Raw genomic sequence first — 16,467 nt, 5'->3', positions numbered from 1 at the left:
ACTGCGTTCGTCCGCAACCCGGAACTCAAGAATAGGAAAGGACGCCCAAGGCCGAAGTGGAGGGTTCCTCACGTGACGGCACCAGCGAAAGGCAAACCGACTCAGGCGGCAAGGGCCCTTCGAGGGGTGATGGGGTTTGATGACACGTCCCATCACCTCTTTGCCGGCCGAGCCTTCCGAACCCGGCGGGCCGGAAAGAGTTAGGACGACGACCGGGTGATGAACCGGGAGTGGCTGCTGCTCGAGGTTTCGCCCATCAAGGCTACCCCACCCACGCCTTGAACAACTCCGCGTCCAGCCGACACACAACGTCCAGCGCGCCACTCAGCCGATAGAACCGAGGCGTCCGAGAGAACTCGAAGACACGACAAAGGTGGTAGTGATCCGCTTGCTCTCGTGACACTCGAAGTTCGTTTTTCGTCACGAAGAAGGGCGACTGCTTCCCATACGTTGTTGTCTTGACTCGATCAGTCGGGCACTGCCGTTCGCATTGAAAGACCCGATGTCGTATCCCAGCCAGTCGCCTGAGTCTTCGCGACCCACTCAACTTGACGCGCGAGATCCGGTCGTCCTTCGGTGTCGTGGAGGCGGCGCTGCTCTCTGTCGAGGACGAGCGCCTCGCCTTGTTCACCCAGTTCGCGGTTACGTTGATCGCGCGCTATGAAATCCAGCACCCGTCGTGGGCGATCCGTCGAAAGCGCGTTGATGGCTGCCACCAGGGGGTCGAGCGCGTCGGGCGGAGCTTCTTCTGCGTCGAGTGACACACCATCAGCAGCCGGCGCCGCCACCGCTGCTCCCAAAGGAGTCGAAAGCTCATCGAGCCAGCGAATGTCAGCGTCGAGCCACTCAAGCACGCCCTGGGCAAGGAGTTTTTGGTAATGGCCAAAGGGCTTCAAGCCAGGACACCAATGACCAAAACCCGAAGTCGCGAAAGTCGCACTGATGTTCTGGCACTTGCTACTGACCGCGTCAGGATTTCGTCCGGGGAGCACAGCAGCCAACGCTCGGTAGCACTCGCCTTGTTGACCGGATGCCCAGCGCGCACCTCGGCCCACTTGCGAAGTAGCTCGCGACGACGAGTTCGACCTCGTCTTTCGTCCAGTCGATCCTCATGCGCGGAACACATGCTCGTTGTGCCACTGAAGGAAAGCGGCATCTGGCAGATCGACCTGCCGCTGCGGCAATGCGACCGCGGCGCCGTGCAGCGGATAGTACGACTTGCCGTTACTGAAGTGTTCCTTAAACTGCCGGCTCACCTCAACTCGATGTTCCGGGGTCACAGTCATGTATCCGCGGTCAAATAGTTTGTGCACGTCGGACCGGAGCAGAATGCCGTTGCGCACCTCGTGCTCGCCATCGGCCCCGTACGCCTTGATGTGAGCCGCCTCCAGCACTGGTAGGGAATGCTCGCCCGTCATCGCACACGCCCCGCCATACGCCTTCGTGACTGCAAGGCGAAAAGTGCCTTGCCCGAGCCTTGGCGCGATGAGAACAGGCTGCCCGTACCGGTCGGCCTCCAGGACTGCAGTCAACCCCTCAACACGCAACTGGCACTCGCGCCACACGCGAGCGCCTTCGCCGGTCGCCAGGTCATAGCCTGCATAGCGCAGGTTGTTCTTCTTCCAATCGATCGGCTGCGGAATCCAAAGCTCTGGCGGGAAGAACACAGGACGCGAAAGGATGATGCATCCGATCTGGTCGAGGGATTCCCGCCCCTGAATGTCGCTGCTCTTTCGGAGCCGTTCGATCTGCGCCTGCATCGCCACAAGGTTAGGGGCGCCGTTGCCCTGGCCAAAGCACTCCCATGCCAGCCACTCCGGCATTCGGTCAGCCCACGACACGACGCCGTATCCGCCAATCGCGTTGTCCGGAGACTTCAGCTTGAAGAAAAACGGGCTGCCAACAGGCCCTCTGAAGACACTGTGTGCCGAAGGACTCCAGAAATTGACTTCCTCCTGAGGCGGTTGCAACCGGAGGAAGTCGAACCAACCTCTGTCGGTGTTGGCGATATAGCCGGTCATGGCATCGGCCTTGCTTTCTGGGGAGTTACGCTCATTTCGATCAGTCGAATCCCAAGAAATCGTTCAGTGCTTCCGCGAGACGCGCAGCACGCCATTCGCAGAACTCCTCGTACCGCTCACGGCGCAACCGATCGCCGGCGGCTTCCCCAAAGAACTGGACGCCAGCGCGCTTCCTCTGATCGGGCGTCAAGCTGGTGCAATACCTCGTCTGGAGTCTTTGCTCCAAACTCGGCATTCGTCGAACGGCTCAGCAGCGAAGTTGGCCGGCCGGTTAGAGCCTCGGCAGGCAACTGTGCTTTCGCCAACACATCACGAGCGAAAATGTGATGTGCGGTCAAGTCACCTCCAGGGAACTTGGCCGCTTCATTGCGCGCGAGAGAATCAATCGATCGGTCCTCATCCAGCCAATCCTTGGCGGCCCTGCCGACCAGCCAGGCATGCATAACTTGAACAACCGATCCCCACAGCGGCGAAGGCTGCAGTAGTTCATCGGGCCTGACTCGCCTTGCTTCGTCCTTGAAAAGCGCGTCGACCAAAGCCGCTCCCGGGTTTCTCTTTGACTCCTTCAATCCCCTGACGAACCGATTAATCGTCGTCTCCACAGATCCTTGAAATGTGCCCTGAATTGCTGTGAGGCAGAGCCACCTCTTCATCTGTTGTTCGTCGTCTACTCCAACTTGAAAGTCGGACTTGTCTAGGCGGCGGCGAGCACTATCAGCGCGTTAGCAGAAGGAAGGAGGAGCCGCCGCGACCAGCCCATTCGCTCGTCCGCAAAAACCAGTGCGGAGTCGACCGCCTTCTGTGCAGACTTCCACGACTGGTGCAGCGTCCGGCCATCAGAACCTGGAGCGTCCATCCAGTCGTGCTTCAACGACGAGAACTGGGCTGTCCCTCGATGGAAGATCACAAGAGCACGAAATGCAAACGAGAAACTGAACCCAAGCCGTCGCGGTCGCTCACCGGAGACAAACTCCCGCATGTCTTTGAGCACGGTGACAGTCTTACCCCGCGCCAGTCCCGCAGCGGTGACATCACCCTGTTTCAGAGGCGTCCCTCCCTTGTTCAGCCGGCTAAACACCTCAACCGCTTGATCGTCTGACACCTCATACACAGTCGTGCAAGGGACCTGCTGATCGAGCATCCTTCTCGCCTGATCCAAGCGTTGAAGCCCGTCCTGAATTCGTCGCTTGCTCCAGCCACCGGCATTGAGCAGCTCCTCTGTCTCGCGATCCTGTTCATGCTCGGCAGCCTTATCCATTTTTTCGAAGAAACTGGAAACTGGGATGAGTGTCTGGTCCCCCTCGTCCACACGGCGCGCGACAGCTCGGTGGCCGCCGTATGAAACAAACAGCTTCGTATCGCGGCGGCGCTCGACGTTCGTCGCGGCAAGATCCAAGTAACACCTCAGCTCCACGCCGTTTCTATCTTCGCCGGAATAGAGGGCGTAGGCTGCCTCGAGGCTCGTGAGTCGCTGCTGGCCATCGATCAAATATCCCCAGAACTCTGCGGGAGGAAGTTGAGCACCACCATTGAGGTGTTTGGGCTTGGGGTCGAGGGCCGCGCCAGCGGGCCGCCACAGATAGAAGCCGCCGATCGGGTATTCCTGCAACAGGGAGTCGAGTAGGTTGCGAATCTTCTTTGGCTTCCACACGTAGTCCCGTTGGAATTGTGGAAGCAGGATCGTGCCAGTGGTGAACGACCGGACGAGTTCACGAAGCGGTCGCTGAACGGTCTCGATTCTCAAGATTCCCTTGCGAATAATCGCGCCGCTAGAATAGCCCCAATGCCTCCACGCGTCATTAGCATGATCGGCAGTGCCGAACTTGGGCTCGCGCCGGGCAGCGTTGCCGAAGCTGATGCGTGCCTTTCCCTCTTGCCGAGGGACCAAGTTATCCCACGGATCATCTGGATACTTCATGCCTTGTCGAGCGACCGCGGAGGCACACGAGTCAATCAGTCGTACCTGGCGCAGACCCACCAGGCCAGCCTGCACACAGGTGACCTGACCCGACAGTTGATGCGTCCAAACGATGTTTTTCTGGAACCTTCCCAACAGTTAGCATTGCTTCGACGCGCATTCGCTGTCTGCCCGGAAGTGGCCCCCCTGTCATTGGCCACGAAGCAGGGCTTTCAAGCCTTCTTCGATGCCAGTCGATACTGCGCGGACGTGGTACGGGGGTACGAGCCAACTTCAGACTCGGGTAGCTCTGTCGATGCGTGGCTGACCGTGGCGGCAGGATTGATGCCGCGCCTCTGGTTGTCCCAACCTGCCAATGTCAACATTACTGCGGCCCGAACTCGCTTGATGTTGGCAACAGCCGAGACTTCGGCCGCGCTGACTGCGCGCGCGGAGAACCTTTTGGCGCGTTTTCCCGATGCCATCGGATTGACATTCGACCAACTCACAATCCTTACTTTGTTCACGGCTTATTGGTCCGGAACCGTCACATTTGAAGAGCTGGAAGCAGACCCGAACCGCATCCTGATTAACCCGAGCGGCTGGCTACGCAACACCGTTCTCACACCTACTATCTTTGAGGCCTTCTCACCCGGACCGCTCGAGATTGGAAGCGAAGTTCTGGCAACCAGCGATGGAGCGTCGAAGACAAGCGAGGATGCCCTTCCGGGATCGACCATTGGTTAGGTTCAGCGGAGGAATCGTCGCCCCCGTAATGCCAGAGCTGCTCGCTGAAAAGCTCTCGAGCGACATCTTTTGGTGGCTCAAGTCACCAGAAGCGCCTCAAACGCAGTTGTGGCAACAAGACTGGGGCTACTTTGCCGAGGCTTACTCCATCGAGATTCTTTCGAGGATGGCAGCCGCGTCAGGGATGCCAGTTCCTGCCCCGGGTTCAGTTCGCGTCAGGTGAGATTGACGCACTGATGTGGAAGGATGGCCGTGTCGCCGTTATCGAAATCACAACTAGTCGAATTCCTGATGCGGCGGCTAACTCAGGCTTCCCCGACCAACTTCGGCCGGGCCTGGTAAAGGCTTTCGTCGAGCGCCGGGACACTAGTGGGCGTCTTGTCAAAGAGGTCATTCGTCAGCTCGGCCGAGACGTCGAAGCGATTATGAGTGGCGGAGTGTCTGCGCTGCCGTTTTCCAGTTGAAGAGGTCGACCGACTCTATCCAGTTGCCATCGCATTCGACGACCGCGTCCGGGCACCCGGTGTATCTCTAGGTTCTGGACTCATTCCTCCATTATGAAGTCTCGACCGAGAAGTCGAGATCCCGGACGGCAGGCCTGGCTTTGCTGAGCTTCGAGGATCTGGAGGAAGCGGACGAGGCCGTCTCGAGCCAAAGTCGCCGCCGTCACAGGCGCGCCGGAGGCCTGCTACGCCTACTTGGGCGATGGGATCAGGAGCGAAGTTCAGCGACTCCCACGTGGTGGCAGTTTGTGGCTTCGCTCTACCCTGGATACATGCAAAACACACTTCTCCAGGCTGAAGCGAAGCGACACCTTGCAGAGGTAAAAGCCCTATTCAAAGACCAGGGCTAGAACACGATCAAACTTGTCGAAAAGTCATGCCCCTACGTGCGGCCAACTCAGCTGGCTCGGCGGTAGTTCGACAGAATCTGCCGATACCTCAATCACCTGACCGTCCTTCCAGACGACCAGGGGGGAAGACCAAGGCGACGATGTCTGGTACGGTCCGTCGATACGCAGCCACGAACGCCTGATTGACGGCGCTGTCGTCCCGCATGACGGCTTCGATTTCGCTTGCGCTACGTGGCGTCATCCTGCTCCTTTGCTCCCCTGACGATCTCTACCCACGTCGCGGGATCGTGCACGGTGGTCAGACCGCCTTCTGATGCAGACGCCACGAGACGCGGCGGTCCAACTCCGCTCCCATCATAGATCCGCCAGGTGGCAATCTTGGGCCCCGTTCGGGCCGGCAATCACGACGCACTGGGGGTTCGTCATCGGCGTTGGTCCATTCTGCTCTTTCATCGGGCCGACCGGCGCCGGAACCGCACTACGGCCGCACCCTTCGGCTTCTTGGCAATCCCAATGCTCGCGAGGGAAAGGGCCCAGCCGTCGAGCGCTGCGCGTTTCTCCGCGTCGTAACTGTGCCGATCATAAACGGCCGTCACCGAGCGTTCGACGTGATTCAGTATCTTCGACACGGTGAGGCGCGAGACACCCGATCCGACCATCAGGCTCGCCGCTGTGCGACGCAAGTCATGGCCGCGAAAGTCTTTCACCGGGAGCATCGCCGCCGCCTCAGCCTGTTGCCGTTTCCCGCGCGCCCCTTCCAACACGAAGTCTTCCGGCTTCGATTTGTCATGCTGAAGCGCTGTGATCAAGTCCAGGGCCGTCTGAGAAAGAGGCACGCGGTGCGCCAGTTTGTTCTTGCTGCTGGCCGAGGGAATGGTCCACCACGCGGACTCCAGGTCCACGTCACGCCAGCGCATCGACGCCACTTCCCCGCCCCGCTGCGCGGTCACCAGGCGCAGCTTGTAGAACGCGGCCATCGGCGGCTCGAGCGCGCTGAACGCCTTCCAGAGCGCCCGCAGTTCGTCCTCGGTCAACACCCGATCGCGCGCTTGCTCCGTCCCTGGTCGCGGAATCCGAACCGCCGGACTCGCCGTCACGAGGTCGCGGTCGAGCGCGAACGCAAACATCTTCGAGAGCAGCGCCGCCACGCGATTGGCCACGATAGGCGCGGTCTCAGCCACGCCATCGACCAACCGGATCACGTCCTGACGTGTGATGTCCCTGATCGCCCGTTGCTTCCAAGCCGGGAGGATCTTCTTCCGCAGGAGGTTGTCATCGGCCTTCCATGATCGTTTCCGTGGCTTTGCCCACCGTTCGATGTAGGTGTCGGCCAGGTCGGCGATCGTCTCAGCCTTGCGACCGTCCTGCTTCACCGTCGCTGGATCGGCGCCCTTCGTCACGCCATGCAGTTCGTCACGCGCACGATCGCGAGCTGCGGCCAGCGTGACGACACTTTCACTGCCCAGTGTCAGGCGTCGCAGCCGGCCGCGATGCCGATACAACACCGTCCAGGACTTCGCGCCGGTTGGCGTCACGCGCAACGCGAGACCCGGCATCGCGCTGTCGAAGTACTCCGTGCGCGCTTTGCTCGGCTTGATGCTGGCCACCAGACGCGCCGTCAAATTCACCGTGGGCATCGTCTCCCTCCAACGCGACTTGCCGGGGTAACAGCCGGTCGACCAGACACCACGTTAAACAATCGTAGTGTCGGCTGGGGTAACACCGGGTAACACCGCGACGAAAGTCGCTGAAATCGGAGAGTAGCCGATGAATCGCGTAAATACCAGTGGACTATGGCGGTTATCGTGTTCAGAGGGGTTCAGGCGATTTCACGAAAAACCGCCGTTCGTTGACTGAAAATCGTAGTGTCGGCAGTTCAATTCTGCCCCTCGGCACCATCTTTAAGACACCAGCGAAACACCCATGACTTGGTAGCGTCAGGCGGCGGGCCTGCGCAGCGCGACGACCCCAAGCCCGAGAAGCAGAACCATGAGAAGAGCCAGGCTCTGCCCGCCCATCACCGGGACCGGCGCCGGATACTCAAAGGTGATGAGTGCGTTGTCCAGGTCCGCGCCTCCAGGGCCAGATCATCGAAGCGCACCCGAAGCCGGTAACTGTTCAACGCCGAGGGCAGTTGCTCCAGTGTGACGGATGCGCGTCCGCTCCAGGTCACCCCCGAAGTTCGTCGCCGTTTGAGGATCGCCGGCGTGACACCTCCGAACACGTCCGACAGGCAGTTGCAGAAGCCCGACAGCCCCGTCGGCACCCAGGAGACGCCGTTGAGCAGTGTTTCCTGTGGTGGGCTGTCTGCGCAGGTGGTGCCACTGGGCGGTGTTGCCGGAAAGAAGGAGATCACTCAACCCGTCGATGTTGACAATCACCCGAACGCTTCCGGTCTCTGCCAGGACAGGCGAGGACGAGAAAACGAGAAGTGCTCCAACCAAGAGGACACCGGCAGCTCGTGGTCGCATAAGACCCTCCGGGCCGGTCAGATGCAAGAGATGCGCCGACAAGATGATCGACAGTGTCTCCGGATAGACGCGGCTCGACGGCCGAGCCTGCTGCCTTTTCCGCATCCAGCGACGGATTTCCCGCGGAGGCTTCCCCTCCCCCCCGGCCGATCTGCGTTGTGAGACACTTGGACCCATTCACGCGACAGAGGAGGTTGTGATGCGAGTGTCGAAGGCCGTTGGCCTGTGCGCGTCCCTGGCAGCGCTGTGGGCGCTTCGCGTCCTGGCAACATCGGCAGCGGGTCCCCTTCAGCAGGATCAGCGCTTCGCGTTCAGCACTGGCGCGACGCTCGTCGAAGTCGTCGCGTTCGTCTCGGACAAGAACGGCCGTCCCATCAATGGCCTGACGCGCGAAGATTTCGCGCTTGAGGAGGACGGCGTTCGACAGGACATCACCCACTTCTCATTCGTCGAACTGCCCCGCAACACGGTGAGCGCGGCTCAAGCGTCTGCGCCGGCGCCTCCAGTGGGAACTGATGTGGCCGGCAATCAGACTGGAAGCGGACGGTCGTATGTGATCGTCCTTGATGCTCAGCATGTCCATCCCCTGCGCACGGGCAGCGTCAAGCAACAGGCGAAGAAGTTCATCAATACCTACGTTGAAGCGGGCGATGCGGTCGCCGTGGTGACAGTCGGAGGGCCAGGGAATCAATCATTCACCAGCGACAAAGCCCGATTGATCCGGGCCGTCGATATGTTTGTTGGCGGGAAGAGTCGTTCCGCCACCCTGAACAAGATCGAAACGGTGATGCGCGCCGCCGATGACGGCCCTCCGCGCGACTACGAGGCCGCGACCAAGGCCGCCGATGCCCGCACCTTGTTCGACAGCATTCGTACGATCTCCAACAGCTTTGGCGTGGTGCCCGGTCGGCGACGGTCGATTATTCTGTTTTCGGAAGGCATCGAACTCGACATGACCGACATGATTGGGACGACCGCCGCAAACGGCGGAGCCCAACAGAGCGCGTCAAGCCAAGCATCGAGTTACGCGGCAGACCTCTTGTTGTCGCAGCGGGCCATGTACGACTCCGCCAGGAAGAGCAATGTGTCGCTCTACACGGTAAATCCGCGTGGAACGAGCATTGGCGAAGACGACATGATGCGGGCCGCCGGGCCGCCTGCGAGCCCGGGCCGCTCCGGTAACACCGCGACTCCTCCGCCGACCAGGGACATTCAGCAGGAGGTGCAACGCAGCCAGGGAGTCTTGCGGAACTTCGCAGACCAGACTGGCGGCTTTGCCGTGGTCAATTCCACGGATTTCGATCGCGGCTTCAATCGGATCGCCGACGCGAACAGCACCTATTACGTCCTTGGATACTCTCCGAAGAATGCGGCCGTCAATGAACGATACCGAAAAATCTCTGTTCAGGTAGGCCGCCCTGGCGTGTCTGTATCCGCGAGGCCGGGTTACTTTCCAGTGGGCCCCGCAGCCGCATCAGCGAGTGCTCCGCCGGCCGGTCTGAATCTCAAAGGCGCGAGCCCCTGGATGCAGGCGCTTCTGGTCAGTGCCCTGCCAGTCTCCGGTCTGGGGATGCAAGTCGTGGGCACCCCGATCGGGCTCCGCGGTCAGGACCATGTTGTTTCCGTCGTTGTCGAATTGCAGTCGTCCGGCTTTCGTTTCATTGAGGAGGGCGACTCCATTCGGAACGAAATCGAAGTGGGGTTTGTCGCTATTGATTCGGACGGAAACATTCGAGCCGGGAGATCTTCAACCGGCACGCTCCGACTCCCAAAGACCGCGCGCGCCGCGGTGTCGGACGGACTGCGCTACGTCATGGAAATCCCTCTCCCGAACCAGAGTTACCAGATACGGGTGGGCGCGATCGAGTCAGGTGGTGGAACCGCGGGCTCCGCCGTTCTCGATCTCGATTTGACTGCTGCGGAGGATCGCCTGGCTCCGGCGGGAATTGTCGTCGGCGTCTACGGTGACAGCGTGCCGACCACCGGCGAGTATCCGGTGATGAAGTCCCTGCTCACCGCGGTGCCAACGGCATCTCGACGTTTCAGTGCCGATCAGCGGTTAGCTGTCTACGTGCCGTTCCGTGGCCCCCTGCCGAAGCAGGGGCCGCCGGCCGCGGTGATCGTGACGGTCCGCCGCCCGGATGGAACCGTCGTATTCAACAGCCCGGCCACCCTGGCGAAGTCTGGCAACGCCCTCGGGACGAGCGTCCACGGAACGGTAATCGACCTGCCGCTGACTGGACTGGCGCCCGGCCACTACTCGCTGGGCGTAGAAGTGGTCAACGGCGGCAAGGCCGAGGCGATCGCCCCGATATCGTTCGAAGTCTCAGCGCGCCGCTGAGAGGCTTCCGCTATGCGAGACGATGCGTCGAGTTCCGGCGGAGCCGCACATATCCCAGGCCGATCAGCCCCACAGCCAGCAGCACCATGAAGATCTGCGGCAGCGTCGGCACCGCGACGATAACCGTTGCTGTGTACGAGCGCTCAAACACGCACAACAAGGCATCGGTCGCGCCAATGGTGAATGTGTAGTCGCCTGCGGACGTGGGAGTGCCCGAGAGCACACCAGCCGGAGAGAGCGTCATGCCCGTGGGCAGGGCGCCTGATACGACCGTAAACACATACGCAGGTGTCCCCAGGCTGCCAATAAACGCCTGACTGAAAAAGACCCCCGCGGTGATCGGGCCAAACGTCGCCGGGTCAAATGTGATCGGCACCAGACACGGAGGCACCTCTGCAGGTAGCTCGATCATCGTGTAGACCACTTCGGCGAAACAGCCATTGGCGTCCGTCCCACGAATCGTCACGGACGTGGTACCGACGGTCGTCGGTGTCCCCGACAACACGCCCGCCGAAGTCAGAGTCAGTCCCGCCGGCAGCGCACCGCTCGTCACGCCGAAGGTGTACGGCGCGGTGCCACCGTTGCCGGTAATCGTCTGGCTATACCCCACCCCGACGATGCCGTTCGGTAGCGTCGGCGGCGACAACGTGATCACCGGACACACGGGCGGCGGCGGTACGGCCGGTGCGATCACGATCGTCAACACCACCTCCGCGAAGCAGCCGTTGGCGTCGGTGCCGCGAATCGTGACGGTGGAGGTGGCCGCAGTCGTCGGCGTGCCCGACAACACGCCGGTGCCGGTCAGCGTCAGGCCCGTCGGCAACACGCCGCTCGTCACACCGAAGGTGTAGGGCGCGGTGCCTCCGCTGCCCGTGATCGCCTGGTTATACGCCACCGCGACGATGCCGTTCGGCAGCGTCGGCGGCAACAATGTGATCACCGGACACACAGGCGGTGGCGGTACGGCCGGCGCGATGACGATCGTATACACCACCTCGGCGAAACAGCCGTTGGCGTCGGTGCCGCGGATGGTCGCTATCGAGGTCGCGGCAGCCGTGGGCGTTCCGGCCAGGACGCCGGCGGCGGACAGCGTGGTACCCGCTGGCAGCACGCCGCTCGACACACCGAAGGCGTACGGCGCGGTGCCTCCGCTGCCCGTGATCACCTGGTTATACGCCGCCGCGACGATCCCGTTCGGTAGCGTCGGCGGCAACAATCACTTTCGTCAGCGCACTGACGAAAGCGGGAGCCACGATAGTGCAAACCGCATCGCATCATTTTCCCGACAACGGTCTCACGTCGGTGCTGATTCTCGCGGAGTCACACGCGGTGCTGCACTCATGGCCCGAGAGTGGGACGGCGCATCTCGACATTTTCTCGTGCTCGGCACGACTCGACAGCCGTGGGGCCATCGCCGAAATGGCACGCGCTCTGGGAGCAGCGAGCGTGTCGATTCAGGAGGTCCCGCGTGCCGACGGCCACCGCCGAGCTGCTGCCTCAGCCTAGACGGTTCGTCGGCTCGACAGACGCCGGCAGGTTTGTGGCCCGGGCCATCGCGGCCAGCCTTGGCCTCTTCGCCCTGCTGCGTCTGCCATGGACCGAGACGCACATTCTGCTGCCGATGACGCGCGCGCAGGCCGACGCCGCGGTGTGGCTGCTTGGCGCACCCGCGGCACCCGTGGCGGTGACGCTCGCCTGCAGCGGTTCGGATGCTCTGGCACTGTGTCTGGCGGCGATCGTGGCCTACCCTGCGGCGTGGCGCTCCCGGCTGGCAGGCATGTTGGCCGGTGTCACCCTCATCCTGATCCTTAATACAGCGCGAATCGGTACCCTGGGCTGGGCAGCCGGCTCACCAGCCTGGTTCACGGCGCTGCACGTCCACGCGTGGCCGGCGCTTCTGACAATTTCGATTGCCGGTTACATATTTATCTGGATGCGAGTCGCCGACCGCCACACGACGCTGCCTGCCGTCGCGCACCCCACGCGCACATTTGTGCTTCTCACCGGCCTGTTCCTGTTGACCTTTGCGGCCGTCTCGCCGCTCTACACAAGCAGCGATGCGACCGCGGCACTGACTGGCTTCATCGCCCAATCAGCGGCACTGATTCTGAGCGCGTCGGGCGCCACCGCTCACGCCGCAGCGAATGTTCTGTGGACGCTCCGCGGTGGGTTTCTCGTCACACACGAGTGCATTTCCACGCCGCTCATCCCTGTCTACATCGCGGCCGTGTGTGCGTATGCTCCGAGCTGGCGCCGGCTCACCCTTGGCCTGCTGGCCGCGATTCCACTGTTTATCCTGCTGGGCATCCTGCGGCTGCTCGTCGTGGCCGTGCCCGCCACCATCATTGCGTCGCCGGAGTTCCTGGTGCACGCGTTTTATCAGTTGCTCCTTGGCGCCGTGGTCGTGGGAGTGGCCGCACATTGGCGCCACAAGCGCGACGGCGCCTTCCGATACGCCGCGGCCGGCATCATGGCCGGTACGCTTTCTGTGCTGGTGCTGGCGCCGGTCTACACTCGGCTTGTGGCGTTCCCATCGGCAGCGCTCAGTGAAGGCCCGCAAGGCGCCCTGATGTTCCTGCCGGGCTTTCAGATCGGACTCTACCTGGCCCTGTGGGTGGCGGCACTGACGACAGTCCACTGGCGGCGGCCGCTCGGAGGACTCGTGGTGCTCGCAGTGTCCCACGCCGCCGGTCTCTTCGCTCTGCACGTCATGGCCGCGCCACCAGACCTGGTGACGTGGGTGCCGGCAATCCGCGCCTGGGCCGTGGCCGGTCCGGTGTTGGTGATGGCCGCGGTGGTCGCCAGTGTCCAGACGCGTCGCTGAAGTTGCAATCATCGTCGCTGTCGCCACGGTTATCACCGTGGTCATGGCCTGGCCGGTGCTGCGCGCGCCGTCCGACCGCATCTTCGGCATGGAGATTGTCGGCCGGCATCACGATCCATTCACCGTGATGGCACAGTTCGAGCGTCCGCTCGGTAATGGCATCTACGCCCAGCCCCTCACTGATATTCCAGGTGCATTGATCGCTCGGAGTCGCGGGCCCGGTTGCCGCCTACAACTGGCTCGTCCTCCTCACCTTCCCACTCTCGGCGGCCTTTGCGTACCTGCTGGCGCGCCATCTCTGCCTCGCACCAGCGGGCGCTGCCGTCGCGGCGGTGGTCTTCGCCTTCTCCCCCTTCCATCTGGCGCAGGCGGCCTACCATCCGCACATCGCACAAACGCAGTGGCTGCCCTTCTACCTACTGGCGTTGTGGCGGTGCGTGGATCGACCCACACCGTGGGCCATCGCCTGGCTCGCCGCAGCAACGGCAACCGTGACGCTCTCAAATTTCTACTCGGGTTTCATTGCCGCCGTGATCACACCGGTGGCCCTGCTCGCATACTGGCTTGTTGGCCTGCGCACCCACCCGCAACCGCTGCGTCGACTGGCTATAACCGCCGGAACGCTGACCGCCATCGCCGCAGCGGGCCTGGCGTATGTGTCCTTCACAGCCGGCGAGGTCGTGACGAATCGTAGCGCCTTTGCCTTTCCGAAGGCCGACCTCTCTCACTACAGCGCGAAGTGGGTGAGCTATCTTGTCCCTCCCATCGAACACCCGTTGCTCACGCAATCCGTCTTTCGCTTCTGGCACGCAGCCGGCGTTCGCGAGGGACTCCTTGAGCAACAGGTCAGCCTGGGATGGGGCTTCGTTGCGCTTGGCCTTGTCGCCATCGCCTGGTGGCTGATCAGGGGTCGGCGCATCGAATCCACGCGCTGGGTCCCGGTCCTCGTCGTCGTCGCGTTCACCGCGCTGCTGTGCTCGCTGTCGCCCGAGCAGAGTGATGGCGGGTTTCCCATGCTTCGACCATCCGCGTGGTTGTACGAACTGGCGCCGATGTTCCGCGCATACGCGCGATTCGGCAGCGTCGTGCAACTGATGGTGGCGCTGCTGGCCGGCCTTGGCGTCACGGTGCTCGTCTCCTCCAAATGGGCAGGCGCCAGGGCGCTGTGTGCGCTGCTGCTGGCCCTCGGGGCGGCGGAGTACGCGGTGAGGCCGTCTGCTCTTTGGCGCGACGTGATGCCGACGACGGCGCATCGCTGGGTGATGGACCAGCCCGGCCCCATGCAGGTGCTCGACTGCGTGCCCCTACTCGTTGCCCTCGGCGTCGGTGCCTTGGCTGACGGGACATCGGGTCAGGCTCCTCGGTGGACCGTTCAGTGACTGCGGAGAATCCCACGTGGCTCACAAACTGGCCGCGGAGGGCTTCACGCATCTCCTGATCCGGCGCGGTTCGGACGACGCGGCCGCGTTCGGTTCGGGACGGGCCCCTGAAGGCACTGCGGTGGCTGCCAGGCTGAAGGACGGCCTGGTGCTCAAGGTCACAGCTGCAGTGCCAGCGATTTACACAGCCGAAATGACCGGGTTCTTCCCGCGTGAGCGTGACGGTGATCGCTCCTGGCGATGGATGGGCGCCCAGGCCGCGTGGACAGTGGTGAACAGGAGCGCGGGGCCGATTGTTGCCACGCTGAGTCTTGAGCTATCGGCGTTTCACCATGAGCGCCCCTTTGAAGTGCGCGTCGATGGACGGCCGGTGTACTCGTTTCAGGTGGAGCCCGCTCGGCGCATTTACGACATCGGTCCGCTGACCATCCCTTCCGGCAGCCACCAAGTGGCCTTTCACGCCACTCAGGGCCCAACGATGACGACCGGCCTTGTGACCAACGGCGACACGCGTGCGCTCTCGTTTGCGCTGAGCACCTGGAGTTGGACCGTCAGGAGTGAACAGCCATGACCACCCGAGCACGCAAATACCAGAACTTCTGGGAAGGAGTTGGCAAGGGTTTTCCCGACCTCGGCGGCGCCGCGTCCACGCGCTACTACGCGCAAAATGAAGAACGGCTCTTCACCGAGCATTTCCCTGCGCTTGAGGGGCTGACGATTCTCAAAACCGACTTGTGGGATGAGGCCAAGAACACCCGCATTCTCTTGTGGGCCGCCCAGCAGGGTGCGCGTGCCTTCGGCATCGACATCTCCGAACCCACCGTCCGGCAGGCACGCGCCGCCTTCGCGGGCCAGCCTAACGCCCGGCCCCTGCAAGGTGTCGCCGGCGATGTGCGGGACATTCCCTTCAAGGACGATAGTTTTGATGCGGTCTATTCGATGGGCACGATCGAACACTTCGATGCCACCGAGCGCGCGGTGGCGGAGATGGCCCGCGTCCTCAAGCCGGGTGGGCGCGCCATCATCGGTGTGCCGAATCGCCACGACCCGTTTCTGCGGCCGGCGCTGGCCACGGTCATGCAGTGGCTGGGGCTTTATGCCTATGGTTACGAAAAATCCTATTCGCGGCGCAAGCTCCGGACCATGCTCGAACGCGCGGGTTTCACCGTCGTCGCCGAGACCTCAATCCTCTTCATCCCCGGGTGGCTGAGGATGCTGGACCTTGCCTGCCACTCGTGGTGCCGGCCGCTGTCGGCGATCACCGGCGCGCTGGTGTGGCCCTTCGTGCAACTCGATGCGCGGGTGCCCGCCGTGCGCCGCCACGGTTATCTGCTGGCAACGGTGGTGACCAAGACGCGCTGACTACCTCAGGGGACGCTGCCGAAAACCCGTGCCCGCCCAGGGAAACGCCGTCAGAGCCTTCTCACAGGACGCCGCTGCAAACGTCGGTCCGGAGAGATAGTCATCGAACATCGCACCTGGGTCCCGGACCGCGGTGCCCAATGGCACCACCACCACGTGGGTCGCGCCCGACACAGCGGCCAATGGTCCCAGGTCGTGCACCACTGCCCCGCCGACCACGCGCGGCAACACCACAACGATGCGCGCCTCACCTCCAGGGGTGTTCACGACCATTGCCACGTCCAGTGATTTGTCGGAGTCAATATCAGCGCTGGCCGGCCCGGCAGGGCCACACGCGGGAGCGCTGACCATGGTCCAGCCAGGGATCTCGTCGTCGAGCTGCTCCGTGATGGTCTTGGTCATCACGTCCGGCACGTCCGATCGGTCTTGAACGCCTCCATGGACGGTCACGCCGAGAAACACGCCAAGCACGCCCGCCCAACCGGCAGGTTTCATCATCTTCATCAGTTGTTCTCCTGATTGTGATCCTGTCACCTCGCGGGCGATGACCACCGTGCAAGACGAGACATCAC

At 62.6% G+C, this 16,467-nt stretch carries 16 protein-coding genes and 1 pseudogene; 7 read left to right on the top strand and 10 right to left on the bottom strand.

Annotated features, from left to right (window positions below):
- Positions 1–262: 262 nt before the first annotated feature.
- The 5 genes from IPL75_03850 to IPL75_03830 all read right to left on the bottom strand — a co-directional run bounded on the left by IPL75_03850 (position 263) and on the right by IPL75_03830 (position 3,765).
- Positions 263–424, bottom strand: coding sequence for a DUF3883 domain-containing protein (locus IPL75_03850; protein ID MBK9239396.1), 162 nt, complete (start codon positions 422–424; stop codon positions 263–265).
- Positions 425–467: 43 nt separating this feature from the next.
- On the bottom strand, positions 468–896 hold the full coding sequence (locus tag IPL75_03845) for a hypothetical protein (protein MBK9239395.1): 429 nt from the start codon (positions 894–896) through the stop codon (positions 468–470).
- A gap of 213 nt (positions 897–1,109) precedes the next feature.
- On the bottom strand, positions 1,110–2,021 hold the full coding sequence (locus tag IPL75_03840; GenBank protein MBK9239394.1) for an HNH endonuclease: 912 nt from the start codon (positions 2,019–2,021) through the stop codon (positions 1,110–1,112).
- Between the two features lie 116 nt (positions 2,022–2,137).
- Positions 2,138–2,623: a hypothetical protein gene (locus IPL75_03835; GenBank protein MBK9239393.1), complete on the bottom strand. Its 486-nt coding sequence runs from the start codon at positions 2,621–2,623 to the stop codon at positions 2,138–2,140.
- 92 nt (positions 2,624–2,715) lie between these two features.
- Positions 2,716–3,765 carry a DUF262 domain-containing protein gene (locus IPL75_03830; GenBank protein MBK9239392.1) on the bottom strand — a complete coding sequence of 350 codons (1,050 nt, stop codon included), beginning with the start codon at positions 3,763–3,765 and terminating at the stop codon, positions 2,716–2,718.
- 39 nt (positions 3,766–3,804) lie between these two features.
- Here IPL75_03830 and IPL75_03825 point away from each other — a divergent pair, with 39 nt between their 5' ends.
- A complete protein-coding gene (locus IPL75_03825) occupies positions 3,805–4,665 on the top strand; it encodes a hypothetical protein (GenBank protein MBK9239391.1) in 861 nt (286 codons plus the stop codon).
- Between the two features lie 941 nt (positions 4,666–5,606).
- Here IPL75_03825 and IPL75_03820 read toward each other — a convergent pair.
- The 3 genes from IPL75_03820 to IPL75_03810 form a co-directional block, all read right to left on the bottom strand.
- Positions 5,607–5,759, bottom strand: a complete 153-nt coding sequence (locus tag IPL75_03820) for a hypothetical protein (protein ID MBK9239390.1) — start codon at positions 5,757–5,759, stop codon at positions 5,607–5,609.
- 208 nt (positions 5,760–5,967) lie between these two features.
- Positions 5,968–7,155 carry a tyrosine-type recombinase/integrase gene (locus IPL75_03815; GenBank protein ID MBK9239389.1) on the bottom strand — a complete coding sequence of 396 codons (1,188 nt, stop codon included), beginning with the start codon at positions 7,153–7,155 and terminating at the stop codon, positions 5,968–5,970.
- A 380-nt stretch (positions 7,156–7,535) separates the two neighbouring features.
- Positions 7,536–7,874, bottom strand: a complete 339-nt coding sequence (locus tag IPL75_03810) for a hypothetical protein (protein MBK9239388.1) — start codon at positions 7,872–7,874, stop codon at positions 7,536–7,538.
- 314 nt (positions 7,875–8,188) lie between these two features.
- Here IPL75_03810 and IPL75_03805 point away from each other — a divergent pair, with 314 nt between their 5' ends.
- Positions 8,189–10,330, top strand: a complete 2,142-nt coding sequence (locus IPL75_03805; protein ID MBK9239387.1) for a VWA domain-containing protein — start codon at positions 8,189–8,191, stop codon at positions 10,328–10,330.
- Positions 10,331–10,340: 10 nt separating this feature from the next.
- On the opposite strand, the gene IPL75_03800 is transcribed toward IPL75_03805, so the two are convergent.
- Complete coding sequence (locus IPL75_03800; protein MBK9239386.1) at positions 10,341–11,543, bottom strand: putative Ig domain-containing protein; 1,203 nt, start codon at positions 11,541–11,543, stop codon at positions 10,341–10,343.
- A gap of 44 nt (positions 11,544–11,587) precedes the next feature.
- Between IPL75_03800 and IPL75_03795 the strand changes: the two genes are divergently transcribed.
- The 5 genes and pseudogenes from IPL75_03795 to IPL75_03775 all read left to right on the top strand — a co-directional run bounded on the left by IPL75_03795 (position 11,588) and on the right by IPL75_03775 (position 15,895).
- The gene (locus IPL75_03795) at positions 11,588–11,836 is read left to right on the top strand and encodes an S-adenosylmethionine decarboxylase (GenBank protein ID MBK9239385.1); all 249 of its coding nucleotides are present in this window, start codon (positions 11,588–11,590) and stop codon (positions 11,834–11,836) included.
- Positions 11,799–13,154: a hypothetical protein gene (locus IPL75_03790; GenBank protein ID MBK9239384.1), complete on the top strand. Its 1,356-nt coding sequence runs from the start codon at positions 11,799–11,801 to the stop codon at positions 13,152–13,154. Before IPL75_03795 ends, IPL75_03790 begins: the two co-directional genes overlap by 38 nt.
- A 218-nt stretch (positions 13,155–13,372) precedes the next feature.
- Positions 13,373–14,533, top strand: a pseudogene (locus IPL75_03785) (hypothetical protein).
- 16 nt (positions 14,534–14,549) lie between these two features.
- A complete protein-coding gene (locus tag IPL75_03780; GenBank protein MBK9239383.1) occupies positions 14,550–15,104 on the top strand; it encodes a hypothetical protein in 555 nt (184 codons plus the stop codon).
- Entirely contained in the window at positions 15,101–15,895 is a 795-nt protein-coding gene (locus IPL75_03775; protein ID MBK9239382.1) for a class I SAM-dependent methyltransferase, read from the top strand. Before IPL75_03780 ends, IPL75_03775 begins: the two co-directional genes overlap by 4 nt.
- On the opposite strand, the gene IPL75_03770 is transcribed toward IPL75_03775, so the two are convergent.
- A complete protein-coding gene (locus tag IPL75_03770) occupies positions 15,896–16,399 on the bottom strand; it encodes a hypothetical protein (protein MBK9239381.1) in 504 nt (167 codons plus the stop codon).
- Between the last annotated feature and the right edge of the window lie 68 nt (positions 16,400–16,467).

Source organism: Acidobacteriota bacterium, assembly GCA_016716905.1.
GTDB lineage: Bacteria > Acidobacteriota > Vicinamibacteria > Vicinamibacterales > SCN-69-37 > SYFT01.
This window is presented reverse-complemented; position numbering and strand designations above follow the sequence as displayed.